Source organism: Chromatiales bacterium (assembly GCA_014762505.1).
In the GTDB taxonomy this organism is placed as follows: Bacteria; Pseudomonadota; Gammaproteobacteria; order SpSt-1174; family SpSt-1174; genus SpSt-1174.
This window is the reverse complement of record JABURS010000024.1, coordinates 1-21,318: the sequence shown is the minus strand read 5'-3', so window position 1 is coordinate 21,318 and position 21,318 is coordinate 1. Positions and strand designations below refer to the sequence as shown.

Here is a 21,318-nt window from a genome sequence, read left to right as displayed (position 1 = left end):
CGGGGGGGGGGGGGTGGGGGCGGGTCTGGGGGCGGCGGGCTTGGCCGGTGCGGGCTCGCGGCGTGGCGCGGGTGCCGGTGCAGGGCGCGGGGCCGGACGCGGGGCGGTGGTGGCCATGGCGCGCTGGGCCTCGCGCGCCTCCGCGGCGATGCGTTCTCGTTCCTTGGCCGCCAGGTGCTGGCGGGCACCCGCATGGCCATTGGTGGCCGCCAGTTCGAACCAGCCTTTGGCCTTGGCCGGATCGGCGGCGACGCCGCGGCCCTGCTCGTAGAAATGGCCGAGCTTGAACTGGGCCTCGGTATGGCCGCCCTCGGCCGCCTCGGTATACCAGCGTATGGCCTCGCCGAGGTCGGGCTCGATGCCGTTGCCGTCCTCATAGCGCGCCCCCAGGGCGAACTGGGCCTCGATGTCGCCGCCCTGGGCCTGCATCTGTTCCAGGCGCAGCATGGAGGTGCTGAGGTCCTGGGCCTGCAGGCCCGGTGCAATGGCCAGCAGTGCAAGGCCCAGGAGGAAAAAGGCGCCCGGTCGAGCCGGGCGGGTGACAGACGGCAGTGACGTGGAAGTATTCATTGGCTTGTATCCAGTGACGCGGGATCTTCTGTGGCTGTCCCGTTGGTATCGAATGGCTAGCGGTCGCGGCAGGTCGAGGTGAAACGCGCGGCCGGGCTGGCACAGGGGTCGGTGGAGAAGCTCTTTTCCTGCTCCTTGCGGGCGGCTTCCTCCTGTGCGGCCTGCTCTTCCGCCAGGCGCCGGGCCTCGGCCTCGCGCGCGGCCTGTTGACGCGCCTCGGCCTCGCGCCGCGCCTGCTCGCGCGCCGCCTGTTCGCGGGCGGCGGCCTCGCGCCGGGCCTGTTCACGGGCGGCGGCTTCCCGGCGCGCCTGCTCGCGGGCGGCAGCCTCACGACGTGCCTGCTCGCGCGTGGCGGCCTCGCGCGCCTCGGCCTCGCGCTGTGCCTGCTCGCGGGCGGCGGCCTCGCGGCGCGCCTGTTCACGTGCCGCCTGTTCGCGTGCCTCGGCCTCGCGCCGTGCCTGATCCTGGCTGCTGCGCCCCAGGCGCGCCTGCTTGCGTGCGTCGTAGTCGTTCAGTCGGCTGGCAGCCTCGGCATGGCCCTGTGCGGCCGCCTTGCCATACCACTGCTTGGCCAGGTCGTCGCTCTGCTCGACGCCCAGGCCCTCTTCGTACATCTCGCCAAGCTTGAACTGCGATTCGGCATTGCCCTGTTCGGCAAGCTTGGACTGAAAATTGAACACGCCTTCCCAGGCGGCGTCGGCCATGGCCGGGGTCCCTGCAATCAGCCACACGAAAACCAGAACTGTCAGTGTGCGCAGGACCATCGTTGTTACCTCTACAAGGAAGAAACCGGTCTTGAATCATGCTGGAGCTGCCTGAACCGACCCTGACCGGTGGGCCGGCGGACCGCGGGGCGGGGCCCCGCGGCCGGCACGGGGTTACGGAATAATGGCCAGTACCTTCACGCTGCCGTCCACGGCGCCGCCGTCGACGTAGCCGATGCCGCCCGGGTTGCTCGCGACCCAGTTCTTCACGGCCGCATCGTCGGCCAGGCTCGGTGGCGGCTTGCCCTTGCCACTGAACATGCGCTGCGACCAGTAACGCTTGAGCTGGCCTTCGTTCTGGCCGACCACCTTGGTGTAGAACTCGGCCCGGGTGCTGCTGCCCTCGGCCTGGTCGACGGGCTTCACGCTCACGCCGCCGAGGTTGCTGCTCTGACCGAGATACACCTTGCCCAGTTCGTCGTTGCTCACACCGCGCAGGCTGATGCCCGGGTGGCCGATGATGGCCAGCTCGGCCAGGGCCGCGTTGGAGAGCAGGGCGCCGGCAAGTGCCGCGCCCACGGTGAGTGTCTTCAGGAAGTTCATTGGCGTCTCCTCTTAAAAGATCACGTCGAGGGCGACGCTATAGATGTTGGCGGAATCCTCGCTGAGCGGGCCGTCGAACAGGCCGTAGTCGGTGGCCGCGTCTTCCACGTCCACGCGGGTGGCCTCGAACTTGAGCGCGGCACCGGCGGCCAGCTCGTAGCGCAGGCCGAGGGTGACCGAGGTCTGCTCCTGGTCGAAGAGTTCGACGTTCGCGTCATCCGGATCGCCGCCGGCGAGGGAGGCATAGGTGAGGCTCGGCAGCCAAGCACCGAAGCGGTAGCCGGCCGTCACGTACCAGGCCTCCTGGTCGGGGAAGCCGAATTCGGCGCCGTCGTCCTGGTCGCGGGAGGCCCACTCGGCATAGCCGACGAAGTTGTTCCAGTCGATGTTCATGCCGACACTGGCGAAGCTGGCCTTGTCTTCATCGATCAGGCCGCCAGCGAAGTCGGAGCTGACCTCGGTGGTGAGGTAGCCGGCGCGGAAGGTACCGATGGCGGTGGACAGGGCCACGTTGATGCCGCCGAGCTTCTTCGCCTCGAAGTCCACTTCTGTACCAACGTTAACTGTGGGGTCGAGCGTGTTGATCACCGGGCCCTGCATCCCGGTGACGAAACCGGTACCGCTGGAGTTACCGAAGTAGGGCTGGATCAGCAGGTTGTTGTCGCCGATCGGCACATACCAGAGTACGTCCAGGCCGGAGAGCGAGGTGATCGGGTTGAGGCTGTACACCTCCTGCGGCGGACGGATCCAGGGGTAGGCATAGCCCACTTCGAGATAGTCGGAGACGAGGAAGGTCGGGAACTTGACCTTGCCGGCGCGTACCTGGACGTCGTCGGTCAGCTGATAGCCGACGAAGGCCCAGTCGGCCTCGGCGTTGTAGTTGTCCGGCACGGCACGGGCGAGCAGCTGCAGGGTGAAGCTCATGCGTTCGTTCACGTCGGCCCCGATCTGCAGGCCGAGGCGGTTGTCGCGGCCGTCGAAGCGCACGTCGTCGGAGGCCAGGTCGATGTTGTAGGCGCTGTCGGCGTCGGCGTAGGTGGCCGCGGCGGTGAGAAAGCCGTTGATGCGGATGTTGTCGATCGCCATGGCCTGCTGAGTGGCGCCCGCGAGCGCCATGCTCACGCCCAGCGCGAGTAGGTTCTTTTTCATGATGGAATCACCCTGCAATGCGTGTTTGTTCTTGAGTCGGAAGGCGCGTCGATTGAAAAATCCAGTCGCCCGAAAACTGAAAATTGGGAAGCCCATCGCAAAAACTACCCTGTGGCGGAACTTTGTACAAGTTTCAGTGGCTTGCCGTGACCGGTTTACCCCCATTTCTTGACGATCTTTTACATTCCCGCCAGCGGTGGCGGACGGATGGGCGGTTCCGGGCGATCAGCGGCAGGGGGGCTGGCGCAGCTGTTCGAGGGTGCGGGCGATCTCCTGCTCGCCGGCCTCGCGGGCCCAGTCCGTCAGGTTGCGGCGGTCGCTCTCCCGGCAGAGGCGGGCATAGGCCGGCAGGGTGGTGGTATCCGGCAGGTCGTCATCCTGGCGGGTGATCTCCAGGTGCAGACGGCGGGCGAGCAGGACCACGTCGCAGAGGTCGCAGTGCCCGCTGTGGTCGCGCAGCCAGGCACCGGACTCATCCAGCGTGGCGGCGAGTTCGCCGCCCAGGCCCCAGGTGCGCAGGACCAGCTCGCCCACCATGACCTCCAGGTCGGCGATGGCGGCATCGAGCTCGGCGGGTTCGTGCAGCAGGGCATGACGGCTGACATGATCGATGATGGCCGTCGCCCCGACGTGAATGAGCAGGCCGGCGAGCCGGGCCTGTGCGGGGTCGACATGGCGGGTCTGTCCTGCCAGCACCCGGCTCAGCAGGGAGACCGATACGGCGGATTCCCACAGGTGGCGCATGCGGGTCCGCAGACCGGGCGTGGCGGGCTGGAATACGGGATGGGCGGTGAGGCGTTGAAGGAATAGTGTGCTGGGCCTGCCGTTCAGGCGGGCGAAGGCCTCGCCCAGGTGGGTGATGGCGTGCGGGGACTGTGTCGCCTGTTCGCGCGCGGTGCGCAGGGTGATGCCCGCCAGGGCGGGATCGATCTCGATCACGTCCCGCAGCTGTGTCATGGTCACCGCCGGTTGCCGCGCCAGCTGCTGCAGGGGCGTGGCCACCTCGGGCATGCAGGGCACCACCAGGTGGCCGGCCTCGTAGGCCTGGTAGAGCGCGCGGAACAGGCGGCCCTCGGCGGGACTGACGTGGATGTCCACGATGTCGTAGCGCGTGGTATCCGCCTGCTGGCGCAGCACGTCGACGAACTCGCGTTCCACCTGCAGCAACAGGCAGGGGCGGCTGGCAATGGCGCGGGAGCGGGTGTCGCCGGCCCGGAACAGGGGCTGGGTGGCGCGCAGCGAGGCGGCGTCGAGGTGCAGGGGCTGATGACCGCGGTGCGTCCCGTTCGCCTCCGGTCCGATCAGCGTGAGTTCGCCTTCCAGCAGGTAGAGGTACCAGCGGTGCATGTCGCTGCTGCGCAGCGGCTGGCGGGGTGCCAGTTCCAGCGTGTGGGCCTTGGCGGCGAGCTGCTGCAGGGCGTCGTCGCCAAGCGTGGTGAGCGGCTCGAGGCGGGCGAGCAGCCGGGCGGGGAGTGTCGTGCTCATGAGCGGCAGGCTGTAAACCGACGCGCGGCCCGTCAGGGCCGCGCGTAACCGGGGGCAGGTGCCGGTGAGGGCTTAATGGTGATGACCGCCCGGGCCATGCACATGGCCGTGGTCCAGTTCCTCGGCCGTGGCCTCGCGCACGTCTTTGATGGTGACGGCGAAGTTGAGGTTCTTGCCGGCCAGCGGGTGGTTGCCATCGATGGTGATGTCCTCGCCGTCCACCTTGGTGACGGTGATGGCCTGGATGCCCTGGCTGGTCTGGGCATGGAACTGCATGCCGGGCTCGATGTCGTCGACGCCCTGGAACATCTCGCGCGGCACCACCTGGATGAGGCCCTCGTTGTAGTCGCCGTAGCCCTCGGCCGGCGCCACGGTCACGTTCACCTCGTCGCCGGCGGACTTGCCTTCCAGCGCGTTTTCCAGGCCCGGGATGATCTGGCCGATGCCCTGGATGTAGGCCAGCGGCTCGCCGCCCGCGGAGCTGTCGACGACATCGCCGTTGTCGTCGGTGAGGGTGTAGTCGATGACGACCACGCTGTTCTTGCCAATCTGCATGCTGATGCTCCGCGGGACATGAATGAAACCGCCAGTTTACACGCCGGCCGGGCTTTGCTCAAAAACGCCGCTGTCCGGTGACCTGTCCCCGGGTATCCACCAGCCCCTGCGCCTGCAGCCAGGCCAGGGCGTCCTCGGCGTCCGCCTCGAACTAGGCCCGGGCGCTGCCCAGGCGGAAGCTGTAGCCCCAGGCATCCATGTCGGCCCACATGCGCGCCCGCCCCATGCCCGGCAGCGCGTCGGCCAGCAGGATCTGCAGATAACACACGCCGTTTTCCTCCAGGTCGGTGCCCCCGGCGTCGGTATGCAGGCCGGCACGCCGTGTCTCGTCCATGCAGATGTAGTGGCAGGCCTCGTGGAGGGCGGAGTGCACCGGGGTGTCCGGGCGTACCAGCAGGCGGTCGCCCACCAGCCCGGCCTCGGGCTCGCCCCAGTAGCTGCCCGGGATGGCGGCACCGGCGGGGAGCATGTCCACCTGCAGGCCGTAGCCGGACAGCAGGTGGCTGAAGGCGCCGGGGTCGATGTCTGCGATCAGGAGCAAGTCGGGTGTCCGCGTCGTTTGCAGGGGCGTCATGGTACCGCGCGGCCACGGCGGCGTTAAGGCCGGGCACACGCGGCGCGCAGGGGGCCGCACGCGGGGATTGAGTCGCTGTGGCGGGCGCAGTATGGTGGTGCCGGATAGGCCGCGTGTCTATCGGTAGATCAATAAAACTAATAAGGCTTTATTGCCGCGACTGCGGCAAGGACTACCACCAAACTGGAGGGAAATCATGATCAGCTCAATCAGGCTGGCAACAACGCTGGGTGGCGCCCTGCTGCTCGCGGCCGCCGCGTCCGCGCAGGCGGGCGACCCGCAGGTCGGGCGCGACAAGTCGGCAACCTGCATGGGATGCCACGGGGTTCCCAGTTATATGAATGTGTATCCGTCCTATCACGTGCCCAAGCTCGGCGGCCAGCATCCGGAATACCTGGAGGCTGCGCTCAAGGCCTATCGGGACGGGGCGCGCAAGCACTCCACCATGCAGGCACAGGCGGCGGACCTGAGCGATGAGGACATCGCCGACATCGCCGCCTACTTCGCCACCTACCAGCGCTAGCCAGCAGGAGGACATCATGATCAGGACGCTTATCTTGACTGCAGCGCTGCTGGCGCTCGCCGGCACGGCCCAGGCCGGCGGGGACCCCAAGGCCGGACGCGACAAGTCGCAGACCTGCCAGGCCTGCCACGGGGCCGACGGCAATGCCGACAATCCCATGTACCCGCGGCTGGCCGGCCAGTACGAGACCTACCTGCTGCGGGCCCTGCTGGACTACAAGTCCGGGGATCGCAACAACGCCATCATGGCCGGCATGGTCGCCGGCCTGAGCGAGCAGGACATGGCCGATCTGGCGGCCTTCTATGCCAGCCAGAAGGGGCTGTTCAACACGGTACCCGACTGACGGCTAATAGAAGCTGATGAAACCCCAGGGCACCTCCCCATGGAGGTGCCTTTTTTGTTTAGAATGCCCTCGGCATATTCGCCGCAAAGCAATACAGGGAGAACAATTAATGCGTCATTTTCTTTCCGTTGCCAGCGCGCTTGCGCTGCTTGCCGGTGCCGGCCAGGCCTTCGCCTCCGACGTGGCCCTGGGTATCAAAGGGGGCACCCAGGGTGCGGGTGTGGAGCTCACCAAGGGGTTGACCGAAAAGCTTAATCTGCGCCTGGACCTCAACGGCTACAGCTTCGATGCTGATGAGACCTACGATGGCAACGACTATGAGCTGGACCTGGACCTTCGCATGTATGGACTGCAGCTTGATTGGCATCCCTTCGGCGGGGGTTTCCGCATGACTGCCGGGGTGTATAACAACGGCATGGAGCTCGAGGGGAACACCACCGGTGATGTCACCATCGACGGCAACACCCAATCGACCACCCTGAATGCCAAGGTCGATTTCGACAGCATGGCGCCCTATGTCGGTATCGGCTGGGGCAATGCGGTCAGCCAGGACAAGCGCTTGGGCTTCAACGTGAATCTTGGCATGGTCTTCACAGGCTCGCCTAACGTCACCCTGAGCGAGAGCGGTGGCGCCTTTACGGCCCAGGAGCTGCGTGAGGAAGAGCGTCGTCTCGAAGACGAGATCGACGACTTCGAATACTATCCCGTGGCCAACATCGGCTTGTCATATCGTTTCTGACGCGTGCTGCGGACAGATTGAGAGAAGGCGCCCTCGGGCGCCTTCTCTCGTTCAGGGCCTCAGCCGAGCCAGCCGCGGCGAAAGGCCGCGGCGGCGGGAAGGACGGCGAGCAGCAGGCAGGCGGTGGTGAGGTCGGTCGTCGCCGGTGGCCAGACGAGCGCCGGTCCCGACAGGGCAAGTACGGCGCCGGTGGCCGCAAGGCCCGCCAGCCCGAGCGGCAGCCGGCGCCGGCGCGTGGCGGGCGGGGCCACCAGCAGGTGGTGCAGCAGGCGCGCATCGACCAGCCCGGCCCAGGCCGAGCCGCGACGGGTGCGGCGCTCCAGCAGCGCCAGCCAGCCGAGCACGACGGGCAGCAGCCACAGCCAGGCCGGTTGCGCGAGGACGAGGCTCATTCCCCCTCCCGGTGATAGTGCGCGGGCAGGCGGCGGTAGACGCGCGGCCGGCGGGTGAGCGCGAGCCCCAGGTGCAGGGCGAGCAGCAGGGCGACGAACAGCAGCGGGCGATAGAGCTCGATGGCGCCGTCCCCGAGGTCGAGCACGGGGCGGGCGAGGGCGAGCACCAGCAGCAGCCAGGCCAGCCAGGCGCGACGGCGGGGGCGGGCACTGGGCGCTGCGCCCGGCCTGCCGGCGGCCACGGCCGCGAAGAAGGGCACCCACAGCGCGGCGGCCTCCAGCCGGGCGGGCGGCAGGCGCCGGGCCAGCCAGGGCAGGGGCAGCACCAGCAGCCCCCAGGCGAAGTCGAGGGCGAGGCTCACCGGTAGCGCTCCGGGTGGAAGCGGGCCGTATCGATCCAGTCCCGGCAGGCCGTGACGAGGCCCGGGATGTCCAGCTCGCGGGCGGCCAGGGTCGCGGCGCTCTGGTAGGGGGCGTCGGTCAGCACGCGGCCGGGGCCGCGGGTGAAGGCCTCGGTCTGGCCGGTCTCGTCGAGGAACACCAGCCAGCGCCGGCCCGAGAGTCCGGCCACCGCCACCTCGCCGGCCAGGGTCTGGGCGTGGTCGCGCATGAGCCGGCTGAGCCCCGCGAGCAGGGCCTGGGTGTCGGCGTCGCGTGCATGGGCCGCGGCCAGGCGTGCCAGCCGGCGGCGGGCGCGGCGGCGCGGCTGGCGGGCCCAGACGACGGCGGCCGGCAGCAGCAGGGCGACGAGCAGCAGCAGGCCGGTGACGGCAACGGCGTTCATGCCGCTGTCCTCCCGGGACGGCGCAGGTCGAGCAGCCGGCGCAGGCTCTCCTCGGGCTGGTTGTGGGTGGCCAGGCGCAGCAGGTAGGCGCGGTGTTCGAGAAAGAGTTGCACCACGGCATGGTTGTGGCGGGCGAAGGCGACCTGGTGCGCCTGCCGGGTGGCGGCATGGTCCGCGTCCAGCGTGGCGAAGCGCTCGCCGTCGCTGACCGGCAGCCGGCCGGCCTCCGGCAGCGCCACCTCCAGCGGGTCGTAGACGAAGCTGCCGCTGAGGTCGTGGCGGCGGGCCAGCTCCGCGAACTCGCGGCGGGCGGCCGCGTCCAGTCCGGTGAAGTCGCTCGCCAGGTGCACCAGGCTGCCCGCCGTGGCCATGCCCTTGAGGCGCCGGAACACGAGGGCGGGGCCGATGGGCGTCTGCGGCCCGGGTTCGGGGGGCGCGTCGTGCAGTTCGGCCAGGGCATTGAGCAGGGCGAGCACGCCGGCCCGGCCGGCCTGCGGCCGCAGCAGCCGGTAGTGGGCGTCGTTGAAGACCAGGCCGCCGACGCGGTCGCCGAGTTCCACCGCCGCCCAGGCGATGAGCGCGGCGAGCTTGCCGGCCTGTACCGACTTGAAGGCGTTGCGCGTGCCGAAGTGCATGGCGCGGCGCAGGTCGACGGCCAGCAGCACCGGGCGCTCGCGCTCCTCGCGGTAGAGCCGGGTCTGGGCGCGGCCGCTGCGGGCGGTGGCGGACCAGTCGATGTGGCGGATGTCGTCGCCCGGCTGGTAGTCGCGCATCTCGTCGAAGTCCAGCCCGCGTCCGCGAAAGCCGCTGCGGTAGAGCCCGCTCAGGCCCTGCCAGCTCGCGCGCCGCTGGGCCAGCACCAGGGCGCGGGCGCGCTCGCGCTGGGCCAGCAGCAGGGCCAGCGGCAGGTGGACGCCGTCATCCAGTTCGTCCTCGGGTGGCCGGCCGGCCAGGCGATCGATGCCGGTGCGCAACCAGTCGCGCAGGCGGTCGTGGAGGGGCGGCCTGGCCGGCATCGACATCGGCATGGGGCTCAGGGCAGCGGCACCCGCGCGAGCAGGGTGTTGATGAACTCGTCGGTGCGGATGCCGGCGGCCTCGGCCTCGAAGGAGAGCAGCACGCGGTGGCGCAGCACGTCGGCGGCCACGGCCTTGATGTCCTCCGGGTTGACGTGGTCGCGGCCGTTGAGCCAGGCATGGGCGCGGGCGCAGAGGTCCAGCGCGATGGTCGCGCGCGGGCTGGCGCCGAACTGCACCCAGCGCTCGAGCTCGGCCTTGTAGGGGGCGGGGTCGCGGGTGGCCTGCACCAGGTCGACGATGTAGTCCTTGAGACCGTCGCTCAGATACAGCGCGAGCATCTCGCGGCGGGCGGCGAAGATGGTCTCCTGCGCGATCCGCGGCGCGGCGGCGGGCGGCTGTTCCTCGCTGGCCTCGCGGTGCACCAGGTCGAGGATGCGCCGCTCCGCGTCCTTGCTCGGGTAGCCGATCGTCAGCTTCATCAGGAAGCGGTCGAGCTGGGCCTCGGGCAGGGGATAGGTGCCTTCCTGCTCGATGGGGTTCTGCGTGGCCATCACCAGGAACAGGCGCGGCAGCGGCCGGGTGTCGTGGCCGATGGTCACCGGGCGTTCGGCCATGGCCTCCAGCAGCGCCGACTGCACCTTGGCCGGGGCGCGGTTGATCTCGTCAGCCAGGATCAGGTTGTGGAAGATGGGCCCGGGCCGGAACTGGAAGCTGCCGTCCTGCGGGCGGTAGACCTCGGTGCCGGTGACGTCGGCCGGCAGCAGGTCCGGCGTGAACTGGATGCGGTGGAAGTCGCCCTCGATCAGCTCGCCCAGGGCCTTGATGGCGCGGGTCTTGGCCAGGCCGGGCGCGCCCTCCACCAGCAGGTGGCCGTCGGCCAGCAGGGCGATGAGCAGGCGCAGCACCAGGCCGTCCTGGCCGACGATGCGCTGGTTGAGGTGGTCGCGTAGGCCCTGCAGCAGGGCCTGGGGAGATGGGGTGGTCATGGGCTCAGTCGTTACCGGTATCGACGTGTTGTTGGGCAGCCTGTTGTTGGACGACATGTTCCAGGGCGGCCAGGCGCCGGCTCGGCGTGGCCTTCAGCGGTTGCAGGCAGTCCTGCGGGTTGGCCTCGCACCAGGCCTCGGCCATGGCCATGTAGCGCGGCATGCGCGTGCGCATGTAGAACAGCGCCTGTTCCCAGTCGGCCACCGGCGGGCTGCCGGCCTCGCCAATCACCCCGGCGCGCAGCAGGGCGAGGATCACGTTGGCGCTCTGCTTGCGGTCGAGACCGCGGATCTCCTCCCACACCACGGGCAGGAAATACAGGCGCACGATGTCCGGGCGCTGGGTGAGCAGCAGGCGCACCACGTTCTTCAGCTGGCGGTCGATCTCGCCCCAGGTGCCGACGAGGTCGGAGGCGATCAGGTTGTGCAGTTCCTGGCGTCCCTTGTCGCTGAGCATGCCGTGATGTCTGGTTGGCCGGATGGGCCGATTACTATAGCATCGTCACCCTTTCGGGCGAGGCCATGTCATGCAGGAGCTGGAAATCGACGCCGTGCGCGTGGCGCTGGGACAGGCGGTGATGGCGGCGCTGGATGTGCACCGCCTGCCCCGTGCGGTCCAGCGCGAACTGCTGACGCTGTCGGCCGATGAATGGGCCCGGGTGCAGAAGGGCGCCCCGCTGCCCCTGCAGTTCGAGGTGCTGGAGCGGGCCGGGTACCTGCAGACCCTGGCCGCACGGCATGACGACCACTGGTGGCGCGTATCGGTGCAGGGCCTGCTCGACGGCGGGCTCGCGGCATTGGCGGCGGCCGCCCAGGACGAAACCAACGAGGCGTGAGCATGAAGATCCAGGGTGAAAAGATCATCGACCTGATGCGCGGTTGCCTGACCGAGATCTCCAATACCTTGCGCGAGCTGCGCAACCAGGCCGACGAGGCCGATGCAGACCGCTTCCCCATCGTGAAGAACGGCGTGATGTTCTCGCTGGACATGAACCTCGCCACCATACACATGCTCGGCATGAAACTGATGGACGCCCAGCCCAGCGGCGAGGTGGAGCTCAGCCAGCCCGAGCGTATCCTCATCGGCATGTCCGCCACCTTCATGCGCGACGACATCGCCCAGCTCATCGAGGATGCCCTCGAAGGCTACAGCATCAGCGAAGCGCGGATCGACGAGGTGCTGGGCAGGGACGAGGCACCGGGCGGAGAGTCGGTGCATTGAGACGTCGCAAGTCGCGTAGGAGCGCCGCAAGGCGCGATCATGTCTGGGATGGCATCGCGCTGTACGTATGATCCGAGCCCCCTCGGCGATCACGGTCCTGCCGGATGTGGTCCCGTCGGCCAGAGGGCTGGCCTCCTACTCGCGACTCCCTCTGTGTCCTCTGTGGCAAACAGGTTTATCGTTTTTCCCTCTCTCCTCTCTCCTCTCTCCTCTCTCCTCTCTCCTAACGCCTCACCCCTCACCCCTCACCCCTCACCCCTCACACAGTGCCTTGTGAGGTCTGCGTGTGCGCCTTAAGCTACCGCGATGACCGACATCCCGCGTACCCCGCCCTTCGACCTTTCCGCCATTCCCGAGCCCCTGCTGCCGCCGGTGCGGCATGCCTGGGAGACCTTTGCCGAGGGGCTGGCGCGTGCCGGGCTGGCCTGTCCCGAGCTGCCGCCGGAGACGGCGCAGGTGTGGGCGACCAGCCGCTTCGTGGCCCAGGCCTGTGCGGCCGATCCGGCCCTGCTGCTGGGCTTGCTGGAGAGCGGCGACCTGCACCGTATCTATGCCGCCGGCGAGCTCGAGGCGCGGGTCTGGGGCTTCGTCGGCAAGGCCGCGGACGACGCGGCGCTGGACCGGGCGTTGCGTCAGCACCGTCGTCGCGAGATGCTGCGCATCGCCTGGCGCGACCTCGCCGGGCTGGCGAGTCTCGACGAGACCCTGCGCGACACCACCGACGTGGCCGAGCACTTCACCGACGCCACCCTGGACTGGCATTACCGCCGCCTGGTCGAGCGTCACGGCGTGCCGCGCAGCCGCGAGGGCGAGGCGCAGCGGCTGGTGGTGCTGGGCATGGGCAAGCTGGGCGGCGGCGAGCTCAACTTCTCCTCCGATATCGACCTGATCTTCGCCTACCCCGAGGACGGCGAGACCGACGGCGAGCGGGCGCTGGACAACTACCAGTTCTTCCTGCGCCTGGGGCAGCGGCTCATCAAGTCGCTGGACGCGATGACGGCCGACGGTTTCGTCTTTCGCGTGGACATGCGCCTGCGCCCCTTCGGCGACGCCGGACCGCTGGTGATGAGCTTCTCCGGCCTGGAGGACTACTACCAGGCGCACGGTCGGGAGTGGGAGCGCTACGCCATGATCAAGGCGCGCGTGATCGCCGGCGACCGCGCCGAGGGCAAGGCCCTGCACGCCCTGCTGCGGCCCTTCGTCTATCGCCGCTACCTCGACTACGGCGCCTTCGCCTCGCTGCGCGAGATGAAGGCCATGATCAACCGCGAGTCGGTGCGCAAGGGGCGCATCGGCAACGTCAAGCTGGGTGCCGGCGGCATCCGCGAGATCGAGTTCATCGGCCAGGCCTTCCAGCTGATCCGCGGCGGGCGCGACCCCCACCTGCAGGTGCGCGCCATCCGCACCGTGCTCGCCCGGCTGGTGGAACGCGAGCTGCTGCCGGCCTTCGTCGAGCAGCAGCTGCAGGCCGCCTATGCCTTCCTGCGCCGCACCGAGAACCACCTGCAGATGTGGGCCGACCAGCAGACCCACGCCCTGCCCGTCGAGGAGGAGGCGCGCCTGCGGCTCGCCTGGTCCATGGGCTTCGACGACTGGGACGCCTTCTTCAAGGTGCTGGACCGCCACATGCGCCACGTGCACGAGCACTTCACCCAGGTCTTCGGCGCGCCGCAGACCGGCGAGGACGAGGGCGAGGCGCCGGCCGGGGAGCACCAGCTCACGGCCCTCTGGGAGGGCGGGCTCGGCAACGAGGCCGCCATGGCCGCGCTCACCGAGGCCGGCTTCGAGGACACGGCCGAGGCCCTGCGCCTGATCGACGAGCTGCACCAGGAGCGGGTGGTGAAGACGCTCACCAGCACCGGCCGCAAGCGCCTGGACCAGCTCATGCCGCTGCTCATCGGCGCGGCCGGGGGCACCGAGTTTCCGGCCCTGGCCCTGGAGCGCACCCTCCGGCTCATCAAGACCATCGCCAAGCGCTCGGTGTATCTCGCCCTGCTGGTGGAGAGTCCGCTGGCCCTCTCGCAGCTGGTGCAGCTCTGCGCCGAGAGCCCCTGGATCGCCGAACACCTCACCCGCCACCCGCTGCTGCTCGACGAGCTGCTCGACCCGCGCAGCCTCTACGCCCCGCCCGACCGTCAGGGCCTGGGCGAGGAGCTGGCCGAGGAGCTGGCGCAGATCGACCCGGACGACATGGAGCAGCTGATGGACCGGCTGCGCCAGTTCAAGCAGGTGCAGGTGCTCAAGGTCGCGGCCGCCGACGTGATGGACGTGCTGCCGCTGATGAAGGTGAGCGACCAGCTCACCTGGATCGCCGAGGCCGTGCTCAACGAGGTGCTGGCCATCGCCTGGCGCCAGCTGCTCAAGCGACACGGCCACCCGTGCTGCGTGGTGGACGGCGAGCAGCGCCAGGCCGGTTTCGCCATCATCGCCTACGGCAAGCTCGGCGGCATCGAGCTCGGCTACGGCTCGGATCTCGACATCGTCTTCCTGCACGACAGCGCCGGCGAGGAGCAGTACACCGACGGCGAGAAGCAGATCGACAACGCCACCTTCTTCGCCCGCCTGGCCCAGCGCATCATCCACATCCTCACCGCGCTCACCCCGGCCGGCACGCTCTACGAGGTGGACACCCGCCTGCGCCCCAGCGGCGCCTCCGGGCTGATGGTCAGCAGCCTCAACGCCTTCACCCGCTACCAGCGCGAGGAGGCGTGGACCTGGGAGCACCAGGCCCTGGTGCGCGCCCGGCCGGTGGCCGGCGCCCCGCACATCCACGCGACCTTCGACGCCGTGCGCCAGGAGATCCTCGCCCGCCCGCGCGAACGCGATGCCCTGCGCCGCGAGGTGCGCGAGATGCGCGAGAAGATGTGGGCCGAACACCGCAGCCGCGAGGCCGGGATGTTCAACCTCAAAAAGGACCCGGGCGGTATCGCCGACATCGAATTTATGGTGCAATATGAGGTTCTGGCCTACGCCCACGATTACCCGGCCCTGTCGGTCTACACCGACAACATCCGCATCCTGGAGGCCCTGGCCGCGAGCGGCCTGATGGCGGCGGACGATGCGGCCCTGCTCACGGATGCCTACCGCGCGTTTCGCGACCGGGTACACGAACTGACCCTGCAGGAGCTGCCCGCCGTGGTGCCCGCCGAGGCCTTCGCGGACTACCGCGAGAAGGTCCAGGCCCTGTGGCGCGACATCATGGAAGACTGAGGCCGGCCGGGCCTGGCCCATACCTAATTCAATGTGAACGACCGCGGCAGACCCGCGGGCAAGCGAGGAGAAAGCAGCAATGTCGATGGCCGACCGTGACGGCGTGATCTGGCTGGATGGTGAACTGGTGCCCTGGCGCGAGGCCAAGGTCCATGTCCTCACCCATACCCTGCACTACGGCATGGGCGTCTTCGAGGGCGTACGCGCCTACCAGACCGACAAGGGCGCGGCCATCTTCCGCCTCAAGGAACACACCGACCGCCTGTTCGACTCCGCCCACATCCTCGGCATGCACATCCCCTGGAGCAAGGAAGAGCTCAACGAGGCCCAGCGCGCCGCCGTGCGCGAGAACAACCTCGCCTCCGCCTACATGCGCCCGATGTGCTTCTACGGCTCCGAGGGCATGGGCCTGCGCGCCGACAACCTCAAGGTGCACTGCATGGTCGCCGCCTGGGAGTGGGGCGCCTACCTGGGCAAGGAGAACATGGAGCGCGGCATCCGCATCCGCACCTCCTCCTACACCCGCCATCACGTCAACATCGCGATGTGCAAGGCCAAGGCCAATGGCAACTACATGAACTCCATGCTGGCCCTGCAGGAGGCCCAGCGCGACGGCTACGACGAGGCCCTGCTGCTGGACATCGACGGCTTCGTGGCCGAGGGCAGCGGCGAGAACTTCTTCCTGGTGAAGGACGGCGTCATCTACACGCCGGAGCTCACCTCCGCGCTCAACGGCATCACCCGCAAGACCCTGTTCACCCTGGCCGGCGAGCTCGGCATCCCGGTGAAGGAAAAGCGTATCACCCGCGACGAGGTGTACATCGCCGACGAGGCCTTCTTCACCGGCACCGCCGCCGAGGTGACGCCGATCCGCGAACTCGACAACCGTCGCATCGGCGCCGGCACCCGCGGCCCGATCACCGAGCGCCTGCAGTCCCTGTATTTCGACGTCGTCCACGGCCGCCACGACGGTCACATGGACTGGCTGACCCTGGTTCAAGCCTGAGGAGAGAGACATGCCCAACCCGCATACCGCCGATCATCAGGATCAGTACAAGACCCCCAACGCCCAGCAGACGGTCGAGGTCACCCGCGCCGACCTGCCGCTGCACTGCCCGCAGCCGGGCGCCAGCCTGTGGAACTCCCACCCGCGCGTCTTCCTCCCCATCGAGGACGCGAAGGACAAGACCTACATCTGCCCGTATTGCGGCACGCACTACGTGCTGAAGGATTGAGGGAGGAGTTAGGAGTTAGGAGTTAGGAGTGTAATCGCGCCTTGCGGCGCTCCTACGAGACAGCGGTCCTGCTCCGTGACCTCTGTGGCGCCTGAATTCTCCCGTAGGAGGCCAGCCCTCTGGCCGATGGGGTCCCGGCATGGCCGTGATCGCCGAGGGGGCTCGGCTCCTACGAAACCTGCGACTCGAAAAACGCCCGGCCATTGGCCGGGCGTTTTTCGTTCCGGCTCACTTCACCAGCTGGGAGATCACCTTGAAGTGCGGGTGACTGGCGTCGCGCATCCACTCGAACAGCACCGATTCCATCACCGTCACGATCACGCCGGCCTGGCGCAGGCGCTGCATGGCGTTGGCGTGGTGGGCGGGGTTGCGCGAGCAGGTGGCGTCTTCCACCACGAACACCTGGAAGCCGCGGGCGTTCAGTTCCAGCGCGGTCTGCAGCACGCAGACGTGCGCCTCGATGCCGGCGATGATCACCTGCGGGCGGGTGTCGGGGTCGAGGTGGCCCATCAGACCCGGGGCGCCGCAGCAGGAGAAGCTGGTCTTCTCGACGATACGGCCCTGGCTGGCGAGGTCGCCGCGCAGGGAGGAGTCGGTGAGCCCGAGGCCCTTGGGGTACTGCTCGGTGGCCAGCAGCGGCACGCCCAGCAGGCGGGCGGCCGAGATCAGGGCCGAGCTCGCCTTCAGCACGCGCAGGCGGTCGGCCTGGGGCATGGCGCCCAGCAGGCGGTCCTGGACGTCGACCACCAGCAGCTGGCTGTCGTGCTGGCGGCAGACCGGGGGCAGCGGGGGCAGCAGGATCTCGTCGGTGTCGCTCATGGGGCGGGCCTTATCTCAGCCAGTTGTTCACGGCCTCCAGGTCCTCGCGGGCCAGCATGCCCGCGGCCTGCTTGAGGCGCAGCGTGTTCTGGATGTAGGTGTAGCGGGCGCTGGCGTAGTCGCGCTCGGCGCGGTAGGTCTCGCGCAGGGCCAGCAGCACGTCCACCGAGGTACGGGTGCCCACCTCGAAACCGGCCTGGGTGGCCTCGGCGGCGGTGCGGGTGGAGATCAGGGCCTGCTCCAGGGCCTTCACCCGGCTGATGTCGGACATCACGTTGAGGTAGGACGCACGGGTCAGGCGTGCCGTCTCGCGGCGGGTGAGCTCCAGCTCCTCCTGGGCCTGCTGGAACAGGCTGCGGGCCTGCGAGGTGAGCGAGCTGGTGCGCCCGCCGGAGAAGATCGGCAGGTTGGCCTGCACGCCGATGGCGGTGTCTTCCGAGGTGAAGTCGGAGGTCACGCCGCCGATGCGGGCGCTGGAGTTGTCGAACTCGCTGTAGCTCGCCACCAGGTCGAAGGTCGGGTAGTGGCCGGCGCGCTGGCGCTGGATCTCGCGGCGGGCGCGTTCGGTGGCGAAGCGGGCGGCGCGCAGGGAGAGGTTCTGCTCCATGGCGCGTTCCTCCCAGGCCTGCAGGTCCATGGGGTCGGGGCTGGCCAGCGGCAGGTTCTCGCCCAGCGGGGCCAGGTTGTCGAGATAGCGGCCGGTGAGCACCTGCAGCGACTCGCGGGCGTTGTCCAGCACGTTGATGGCGTCGATCTCGGCGGCCACGGCCAGGTCGTACTGGGCCTGGGATTCCTTCACGTCGGTGATGGCGATCAGCCCCACCTCGAAGCGGCGCTCGGTCTGTTCCAGCTGCCGGGCGATGGCCTCCTTCTCGGCCTGGGCGAAGCGCAGGGTATCCTCGGCGGCCAGCACGGCGAAGTAGGCCTCGGCCACGCGGGTGAACAGGGCCTGGCGGGCGGCCGCCAGCTCGGCCTCGGCCTGGGCCACGGTGTCGCTGGCCTGCGACAGCGCCACCCAGTACTGGTGGTTGTAGATCGACTGGTCCAGGCGCAGGGTCCAGCCGTCGGAGGAGCTGTCGTTGTTGCCGTTCAGCGCCGGGTTGTCGGCATCGCTGATGGTCTGGTCCTGCTCGTTGAGCTGGTAGCTGGCGTTGATCTGCGGGAGCAGCGAGGCGCGGGCCTGCGGGGTGGCCTCGCGGGCGGCCTGGTAGGCGGCCTCGGCGGCGCGGATCTGCGGGTCGTTCTGTGCCGCGATCTCGTAGACCTCGATCAGGTCCTCGGCCTGCGCCAGCGGCGCCATGCAAAGGATGAGCGTGGCAAGGAGGTGCTTGATCGTCTGATGCTTCATCGCGGATATGCTCCCGGGGTGTCGTGGGTCGACAGGCGAAGGCCTCTTATTCTAAGGCAGTTGGTCCCGCAGGTGCAGGGTTGGTTCCCCCGGCGGGCGGGTGAGGGGCAAAGGCGGTCAGTAGACCGGGACCTTCGGGTCCACCTCGCGCGACCAGGCGTCGATGCCGCCGGCGAGGTTGATCACGTTTTTGAAGCCGCGCGACTGCAGGAAGAAGGCGGCCTGCATGCTGCGCACGCCGTGATGGCAGATCACCACGGTCTCGCGGGCCGGGTCCAGCTCGTCCAGGCGCACGGGCACCTGGCCCAGCGGCAGCAGCTGGCTGCCCTCGATACGGGCGAGCTCGAATTCCCAGGGCTCGCGCACGTCGAGCAGCAGCGGCGGCTGGTCGGTGCCGGCGAGCAGGTCGTGTAGCTGGGGGGCGGTGATTTGCCGCATGGGGAAGGCGCGGGGCCCGCCGGCGGCGGGCCCCAGGCGCTCAGAGCACGAACTCGGGGGTCTTTTCGGCGCCGGTCAGCGCCTTGAGGTCGGTCTCGAACAGCATCTCGCGGCGGAACTCGTCTTCGCCGACACGGGTGATGAGCATCGCCTCCATCACCGGGGCCTGGCCCACCACCACGAAGAGGCGGCCGCCCAGGGCCAGGCTCTTCTCGAAGCCATCGTGGTACTCCGGCAGGGAGCCGGTCACGGCGATCACGTCGTAGCGGGGCTGCTGGTTCCAGCCGCGCGAGGCATCACCGGTGCGCAGGGTCACGTTCTCGATGCCGTGCTCGGCCAGCAGGCGGCCGGCGCGGTGCTTGAACTCGTCGATGATCTCCACGCTGTACACGTGGCCGGCGAGCCTGCCGAGCAGGGCGGTCACGTAGCCGGAGCCGGTGCCCACCTCCAGCGCCACGTCGGTGGGCTGCACGGCCAGGGCCTGGAGCATGCGGCCCTCCACCTTGGGGGCCATCATGCATTCGCCGAAACCCAGCGGGATCTCGATGTCGGCATAGGCGAGGTTCCGGTGGTCCTCGGGCACGAAGGCGTCACGCGGGACGGTCTCCATCAGCTCCAGGACCTTGTGATCGAGCACGTCCCAGGGGCGGACCTGCTGCTCGACCATGTTGAAACGGGCTTGTTCCAGATTCAGTTCGCTCATCGCTTACGTGACCCTGTGAAAAATCCAGCCGCCAAGGGTAAGGGCAAACCCCGCGGTGGGCAAGTTTTGAGCAGCGGGTCACAGGGCCGCCCGGATGGGCCCGACGGGGCGGGCATCGTGTCCGTGGCGGATTCCCGCTACATTAGGCCTTTGGCATCAATCACCTGGGGGGCGCATGTTCGAGGGGGCGGAGCTCGGCCGCAAGGTCGACAAGGCGGATTTCAGGGCCGAGGAGCCGGAGCTGCGCACGCGCCTGCTGGCCGCCCAGCGCCGGGCCTGGCGGGCCGGGTTGCCCGTGGTGGTGCTCATCTCCGGGGTGGACGGGGCCGGCAAGGGCGAGGTGGTCAACCGCCTCAACGCCTGGCTGGACACCCGCGGCCTGGCGGTGCACGCCTTCTGGGACGCCAGCGACGAGGAGCGCGAGCGCCCCCGCTGGTGGCGTTACTGGCGCAGCCTGCCGGCGCGCGGGCGCATCGCCGTGCTGTTCGGTTCCTGGTACGCCGACCCCATCCACGAGCGGGTGACCGGCCAGACCGACGACGCCGCGCTGGATGCCGAGCTCGCCCGCATCGGCCAGTTCGAGCGCATGCTCACCGAGGACGGCGCCCTGTTCGTGAAGTTCTGGTTCCACCTGCCGGCCGAGGAGCAGAAGCGCCGGCTGAAGAAGCTGGCGAAGGACCCGAAGAGCCGCTGGCACCAGGTGCCGGACGCCCTGGCGGCGTCGGCGGCGCGTCACGACGAATTCCTGCGCGTGGCCGAGCGCGCCCTGCGCGAGACGGATGCCGGCATCGCCCCCTGGTACGTCATCGAGTCCACCGACCGCCGCTACCGCGACCTCACCGTCGGCCGCACCCTGCTGGATGCCATCGAGGAGCGGCTGGACAACCACGCCCCGGCGAACGGGCGGCGCTTCTCCCATGCCCCGCACCTGCCGGCCGCCGACAGCGCCCACGTCACCGTGCTCGACCACGTGGATCTGACGCAGGCGCTGGACAAGGAGGACTACAAGCACCAGCTCGCGCATTACCAGGAACGCCTCAACGCCCTGGCCTGGAAGGCCTGGGCGCAGAAGCGCTCCTGCGTGCTGCTGTTCGAGGGCTGGGATGCGGCCGGCAAGGGCGGCACCATCCGCCGCCTGGTCAGCGCAATCGACGCGCGGCTCTACCGCGTGCTGCCGGTGGCCGCACCCACCGACGAGGAACGCGCGCATCACTACCTCTGGCGTTTCTGGCGCCAGCTGCCGCGCGACGGCCGCGTCACCGTGTTCGACCGCTCCTGGTACGGGCGGGTGCTGGTGGAGCGGGTCGAGGGCCTGGCGGAAGACGTGGCCTGGCGGCGCGCCTACCAGGAGATCAACGACTTCGAACAGCAGCTGGTGGACCACGGCACGGTGCTGGCCAAGTTCTGGCTGCACATCAGCCCCGAGGAACAGCTCGCCCGCTTCGAGGCCCGCCAGCAGACGCCCTACAAGCAGCACAAGATCACCGACGAGGACTGGCGCAACCGCGAACGATGGGACGCCTACAAGGCGGCGGTGAACGAGATGGTGGTGCGCACCAGCACCGAATTCGCCGAATGGACGCTGGTGCCGGCCAACGACAAGCGCTACGCCCGTGTCGAGGTCCTGCGCACGGTGTGCGAGCGGCTGGAGAAGGCGCTGGGGGAGGTTTGAAGTTTGAGGTTTGAAGTTTGAGGTTTGAAGAGAAGTCGCAAGTTTCGTAGGAGCGCCGCAAGGCGCGATCAGGGCTGGCACGCTGTCCCGGGCATGGACAATCGCGGCTCCCGCCGCTCCTACCAGCAAAACCTTCACCCGTAGGAGATTCTATGTCGTAAGACAAGGCTTTCGCGGCACATAGTCGGCTCCGTTTTTGAGGATGGCGAAGGCGATACGGGCGAGCTTGCGGGCGAGGATGGTGA

The 21,318-nt window shown here is 68.9% G+C and carries 25 protein-coding genes and 1 pseudogene; 9 read left to right on the top strand and 17 right to left on the bottom strand.

What is annotated here, in order from left to right; genetic code table 11:
• From HUJ28_02475 to HUJ28_02445, 7 genes and pseudogenes are all read right to left on the bottom strand, one after another.
• On the bottom strand, positions 1-570 hold a 570-nt coding region (locus tag HUJ28_02475; GenBank protein ID MBD3618324.1), incomplete at its 3' end, for a sel1 repeat family protein.
• A gap of 56 nt (positions 571-626) precedes the next feature.
• Positions 627-1,274, bottom strand: coding sequence for an SEL1-like repeat protein (locus tag HUJ28_02470; protein ID MBD3618323.1), 648 nt, complete (start codon positions 1,272-1,274; stop codon positions 627-629).
• A 174-nt stretch (positions 1,275-1,448) separates the two neighbouring features.
• Positions 1,449-1,877 (bottom strand): phosphate ABC transporter substrate-binding protein, encoded by a 429-nt coding sequence (locus tag HUJ28_02465; protein MBD3618322.1) that lies wholly within the window; start codon positions 1,875-1,877, stop codon positions 1,449-1,451.
• Between the two features lie 12 nt (positions 1,878-1,889).
• Entirely contained in the window at positions 1,890-3,026 is a 1,137-nt protein-coding gene (locus HUJ28_02460) for a porin (protein MBD3618321.1), read from the bottom strand.
• Between the two features lie 225 nt (positions 3,027-3,251).
• Positions 3,252-4,511 (bottom strand): HDOD domain-containing protein, encoded by a 1,260-nt coding sequence (locus tag HUJ28_02455; protein MBD3618320.1) that lies wholly within the window; start codon positions 4,509-4,511, stop codon positions 3,252-3,254.
• 72 nt (positions 4,512-4,583) lie between these two features.
• A complete protein-coding gene (locus HUJ28_02450) occupies positions 4,584-5,066 on the bottom strand; it encodes a peptidylprolyl isomerase (protein MBD3618319.1) in 483 nt (160 codons plus the stop codon).
• A 58-nt stretch (positions 5,067-5,124) separates the two neighbouring features.
• Positions 5,125-5,640, bottom strand: a pseudogene (locus HUJ28_02445) (hypothetical protein).
• 196 nt (positions 5,641-5,836) lie between these two features.
• Between HUJ28_02445 and HUJ28_02440 the strand changes: the two are divergent.
• The 3 genes from HUJ28_02440 to HUJ28_02430 all read left to right on the top strand — a co-directional run bounded on the left by HUJ28_02440 (position 5,837) and on the right by HUJ28_02430 (position 7,245).
• Complete coding sequence (locus tag HUJ28_02440; protein MBD3618318.1) at positions 5,837-6,163, top strand: cytochrome c; 327 nt, start codon at positions 5,837-5,839, stop codon at positions 6,161-6,163.
• A 16-nt stretch (positions 6,164-6,179) separates the two neighbouring features.
• Positions 6,180-6,506 (top strand): cytochrome c, encoded by a 327-nt coding sequence (locus tag HUJ28_02435; protein MBD3618317.1) that lies wholly within the window; start codon positions 6,180-6,182, stop codon positions 6,504-6,506.
• Between the two features lie 109 nt (positions 6,507-6,615).
• Positions 6,616-7,245 (top strand): hypothetical protein, encoded by a 630-nt coding sequence (locus tag HUJ28_02430; GenBank protein ID MBD3618316.1) that lies wholly within the window; start codon positions 6,616-6,618, stop codon positions 7,243-7,245.
• A 59-nt stretch (positions 7,246-7,304) separates the two neighbouring features.
• On the opposite strand, the gene HUJ28_02425 is transcribed toward HUJ28_02430, so the two are convergent.
• The 6 genes from HUJ28_02425 to HUJ28_02400 are packed head-to-tail and all read right to left on the bottom strand — an operon-like array spanning position 7,305 to position 10,883.
• The gene (locus tag HUJ28_02425) at positions 7,305-7,637 is read right to left on the bottom strand and encodes a hypothetical protein (protein ID MBD3618315.1); all 333 of its coding nucleotides are present in this window, start codon (positions 7,635-7,637) and stop codon (positions 7,305-7,307) included.
• The gene (locus tag HUJ28_02420) at positions 7,634-7,999 is read right to left on the bottom strand and encodes a hypothetical protein (protein ID MBD3618314.1); all 366 of its coding nucleotides are present in this window, start codon (positions 7,997-7,999) and stop codon (positions 7,634-7,636) included. The genes HUJ28_02425 and HUJ28_02420 overlap by 4 nt, the downstream gene beginning before the upstream one ends.
• Positions 7,996-8,421: a DUF4381 domain-containing protein gene (locus HUJ28_02415; protein ID MBD3618313.1), complete on the bottom strand. Its 426-nt coding sequence runs from the start codon at positions 8,419-8,421 to the stop codon at positions 7,996-7,998. Before HUJ28_02415 ends, HUJ28_02420 begins: the two co-directional genes overlap by 4 nt.
• Positions 8,418-9,449: a DUF58 domain-containing protein gene (locus HUJ28_02410; GenBank protein MBD3618312.1), complete on the bottom strand. Its 1,032-nt coding sequence runs from the start codon at positions 9,447-9,449 to the stop codon at positions 8,418-8,420. The genes HUJ28_02415 and HUJ28_02410 overlap by 4 nt, the downstream gene beginning before the upstream one ends.
• Positions 9,450-9,454: 5 nt before the next feature.
• The gene (locus HUJ28_02405) at positions 9,455-10,426 is read right to left on the bottom strand and encodes a MoxR family ATPase (GenBank protein ID MBD3618311.1); all 972 of its coding nucleotides are present in this window, start codon (positions 10,424-10,426) and stop codon (positions 9,455-9,457) included.
• A gap of 4 nt (positions 10,427-10,430) precedes the next feature.
• Positions 10,431-10,883: a hypothetical protein gene (locus HUJ28_02400; GenBank protein ID MBD3618310.1), complete on the bottom strand. Its 453-nt coding sequence runs from the start codon at positions 10,881-10,883 to the stop codon at positions 10,431-10,433.
• Positions 10,884-10,953: 70 nt separating this feature from the next.
• Between HUJ28_02400 and HUJ28_02395 the strand changes: the two genes are divergently transcribed.
• The 5 genes from HUJ28_02395 to HUJ28_02375 all read left to right on the top strand — a co-directional run bounded on the left by HUJ28_02395 (position 10,954) and on the right by HUJ28_02375 (position 16,093).
• On the top strand, positions 10,954-11,262 hold the full coding sequence (locus tag HUJ28_02395; protein MBD3618309.1) for a hypothetical protein: 309 nt from the start codon (positions 10,954-10,956) through the stop codon (positions 11,260-11,262).
• 2 nt (positions 11,263-11,264) lie between these two features.
• On the top strand, positions 11,265-11,648 hold the full coding sequence (locus HUJ28_02390; GenBank protein ID MBD3618308.1) for a hypothetical protein: 384 nt from the start codon (positions 11,265-11,267) through the stop codon (positions 11,646-11,648).
• A 306-nt stretch (positions 11,649-11,954) separates the two neighbouring features.
• Positions 11,955-14,858, top strand: a complete 2,904-nt coding sequence (glnE, locus tag HUJ28_02385) for a bifunctional [glutamate--ammonia ligase]-adenylyl-L-tyrosine phosphorylase/[glutamate--ammonia-ligase] adenylyltransferase (protein ID MBD3618307.1) — start codon at positions 11,955-11,957, stop codon at positions 14,856-14,858.
• Positions 14,859-14,937: 79 nt separating this feature from the next.
• A complete protein-coding gene (locus tag HUJ28_02380; protein ID MBD3618306.1) occupies positions 14,938-15,864 on the top strand; it encodes a branched-chain amino acid transaminase in 927 nt (308 codons plus the stop codon).
• Positions 15,865-15,874: 10 nt separating this feature from the next.
• On the top strand, positions 15,875-16,093 hold the full coding sequence (locus HUJ28_02375; protein ID MBD3618305.1) for a zinc-finger domain-containing protein: 219 nt from the start codon (positions 15,875-15,877) through the stop codon (positions 16,091-16,093).
• Positions 16,094-16,321: 228 nt separating this feature from the next.
• Here HUJ28_02375 and HUJ28_02370 read toward each other — a convergent pair whose 3' ends face one another.
• The 4 genes from HUJ28_02370 to HUJ28_02355 form a co-directional block, all read right to left on the bottom strand.
• On the bottom strand, positions 16,322-16,912 hold the full coding sequence (locus tag HUJ28_02370; protein MBD3618304.1) for an isochorismatase family protein: 591 nt from the start codon (positions 16,910-16,912) through the stop codon (positions 16,322-16,324).
• A gap of 10 nt (positions 16,913-16,922) precedes the next feature.
• Positions 16,923-18,260: a TolC family outer membrane protein gene (locus tag HUJ28_02365; protein MBD3618303.1), complete on the bottom strand. Its 1,338-nt coding sequence runs from the start codon at positions 18,258-18,260 to the stop codon at positions 16,923-16,925.
• Positions 18,261-18,377: 117 nt separating this feature from the next.
• Positions 18,378-18,698: a sulfurtransferase gene (locus HUJ28_02360; GenBank protein ID MBD3618302.1), complete on the bottom strand. Its 321-nt coding sequence runs from the start codon at positions 18,696-18,698 to the stop codon at positions 18,378-18,380.
• Between the two features lie 40 nt (positions 18,699-18,738).
• On the bottom strand, positions 18,739-19,401 hold the full coding sequence (locus HUJ28_02355; protein ID MBD3618301.1) for a protein-L-isoaspartate O-methyltransferase: 663 nt from the start codon (positions 19,399-19,401) through the stop codon (positions 18,739-18,741).
• Between the two features lie 175 nt (positions 19,402-19,576).
• On the opposite strand from HUJ28_02355, the gene pap reads away from it, so the two are divergent.
• Positions 19,577-21,073: a polyphosphate:AMP phosphotransferase gene (pap, locus tag HUJ28_02350; GenBank protein ID MBD3618300.1), complete on the top strand. Its 1,497-nt coding sequence runs from the start codon at positions 19,577-19,579 to the stop codon at positions 21,071-21,073.
• Positions 21,074-21,318: the final 245 nt, after the last annotated feature.

Coding starts and splice junctions, on each gene's coding strand:
- HUJ28_02460 (MBD3618321.1), bottom strand. CDS start 3,026: ATGAAAAAGAACCTACTCGCGCTGGGCGTGAGCATGGCGCTCGCGGGC.
- HUJ28_02355 (MBD3618301.1), bottom strand. CDS start 19,401: ATGAGCGAACTGAATCTGGAACAAGCCCGTTTCAACATGGTCGAGCAG.
- HUJ28_02370 (MBD3618304.1), bottom strand. CDS start 16,912: ATGAGCGACACCGACGAGATCCTGCTGCCCCCGCTGCCCCCGGTCTGC.
- HUJ28_02455 (MBD3618320.1), bottom strand. CDS start 4,511: ATGAGCACGACACTCCCCGCCCGGCTGCTCGCCCGCCTCGAGCCGCTC.
- glnE (MBD3618307.1), top strand. CDS start 11,955: ATGACCGACATCCCGCGTACCCCGCCCTTCGACCTTTCCGCCATTCCC.
- HUJ28_02425 (MBD3618315.1), bottom strand. CDS start 7,637: ATGAGCCTCGTCCTCGCGCAACCGGCCTGGCTGTGGCTGCTGCCCGTC.
- HUJ28_02365 (MBD3618303.1), bottom strand. CDS start 18,260: ATGAAGCATCAGACGATCAAGCACCTCCTTGCCACGCTCATCCTTTGC.
- HUJ28_02470 (MBD3618323.1), bottom strand. CDS start 1,274: ATGGCCGACGCCGCCTGGGAAGGCGTGTTCAATTTTCAGTCCAAGCTT.
- HUJ28_02380 (MBD3618306.1), top strand. CDS start 14,938: ATGTCGATGGCCGACCGTGACGGCGTGATCTGGCTGGATGGTGAACTG.
- HUJ28_02430 (MBD3618316.1), top strand. CDS start 6,616: ATGCGTCATTTTCTTTCCGTTGCCAGCGCGCTTGCGCTGCTTGCCGGT.
- HUJ28_02415 (MBD3618313.1), bottom strand. CDS start 8,421: ATGAACGCCGTTGCCGTCACCGGCCTGCTGCTGCTCGTCGCCCTGCTG.
- HUJ28_02410 (MBD3618312.1), bottom strand. CDS start 9,449: ATGCCGATGTCGATGCCGGCCAGGCCGCCCCTCCACGACCGCCTGCGC.
- HUJ28_02395 (MBD3618309.1), top strand. CDS start 10,954: ATGCAGGAGCTGGAAATCGACGCCGTGCGCGTGGCGCTGGGACAGGCG.
- HUJ28_02450 (MBD3618319.1), bottom strand. CDS start 5,066: ATGCAGATTGGCAAGAACAGCGTGGTCGTCATCGACTACACCCTCACC.
- HUJ28_02440 (MBD3618318.1), top strand. CDS start 5,837: ATGATCAGCTCAATCAGGCTGGCAACAACGCTGGGTGGCGCCCTGCTG.
- HUJ28_02465 (MBD3618322.1), bottom strand. CDS start 1,877: ATGAACTTCCTGAAGACACTCACCGTGGGCGCGGCACTTGCCGGCGCC.
- HUJ28_02360 (MBD3618302.1), bottom strand. CDS start 18,698: ATGCGGCAAATCACCGCCCCCCAGCTACACGACCTGCTCGCCGGCACC.
- HUJ28_02405 (MBD3618311.1), bottom strand. CDS start 10,426: ATGACCACCCCATCTCCCCAGGCCCTGCTGCAGGGCCTACGCGACCAC.
- HUJ28_02400 (MBD3618310.1), bottom strand. CDS start 10,883: ATGCTCAGCGACAAGGGACGCCAGGAACTGCACAACCTGATCGCCTCC.
- HUJ28_02390 (MBD3618308.1), top strand. CDS start 11,265: ATGAAGATCCAGGGTGAAAAGATCATCGACCTGATGCGCGGTTGCCTG.
- pap (MBD3618300.1), top strand. CDS start 19,577: ATGTTCGAGGGGGCGGAGCTCGGCCGCAAGGTCGACAAGGCGGATTTC.
- HUJ28_02435 (MBD3618317.1), top strand. CDS start 6,180: ATGATCAGGACGCTTATCTTGACTGCAGCGCTGCTGGCGCTCGCCGGC.
- HUJ28_02375 (MBD3618305.1), top strand. CDS start 15,875: ATGCCCAACCCGCATACCGCCGATCATCAGGATCAGTACAAGACCCCC.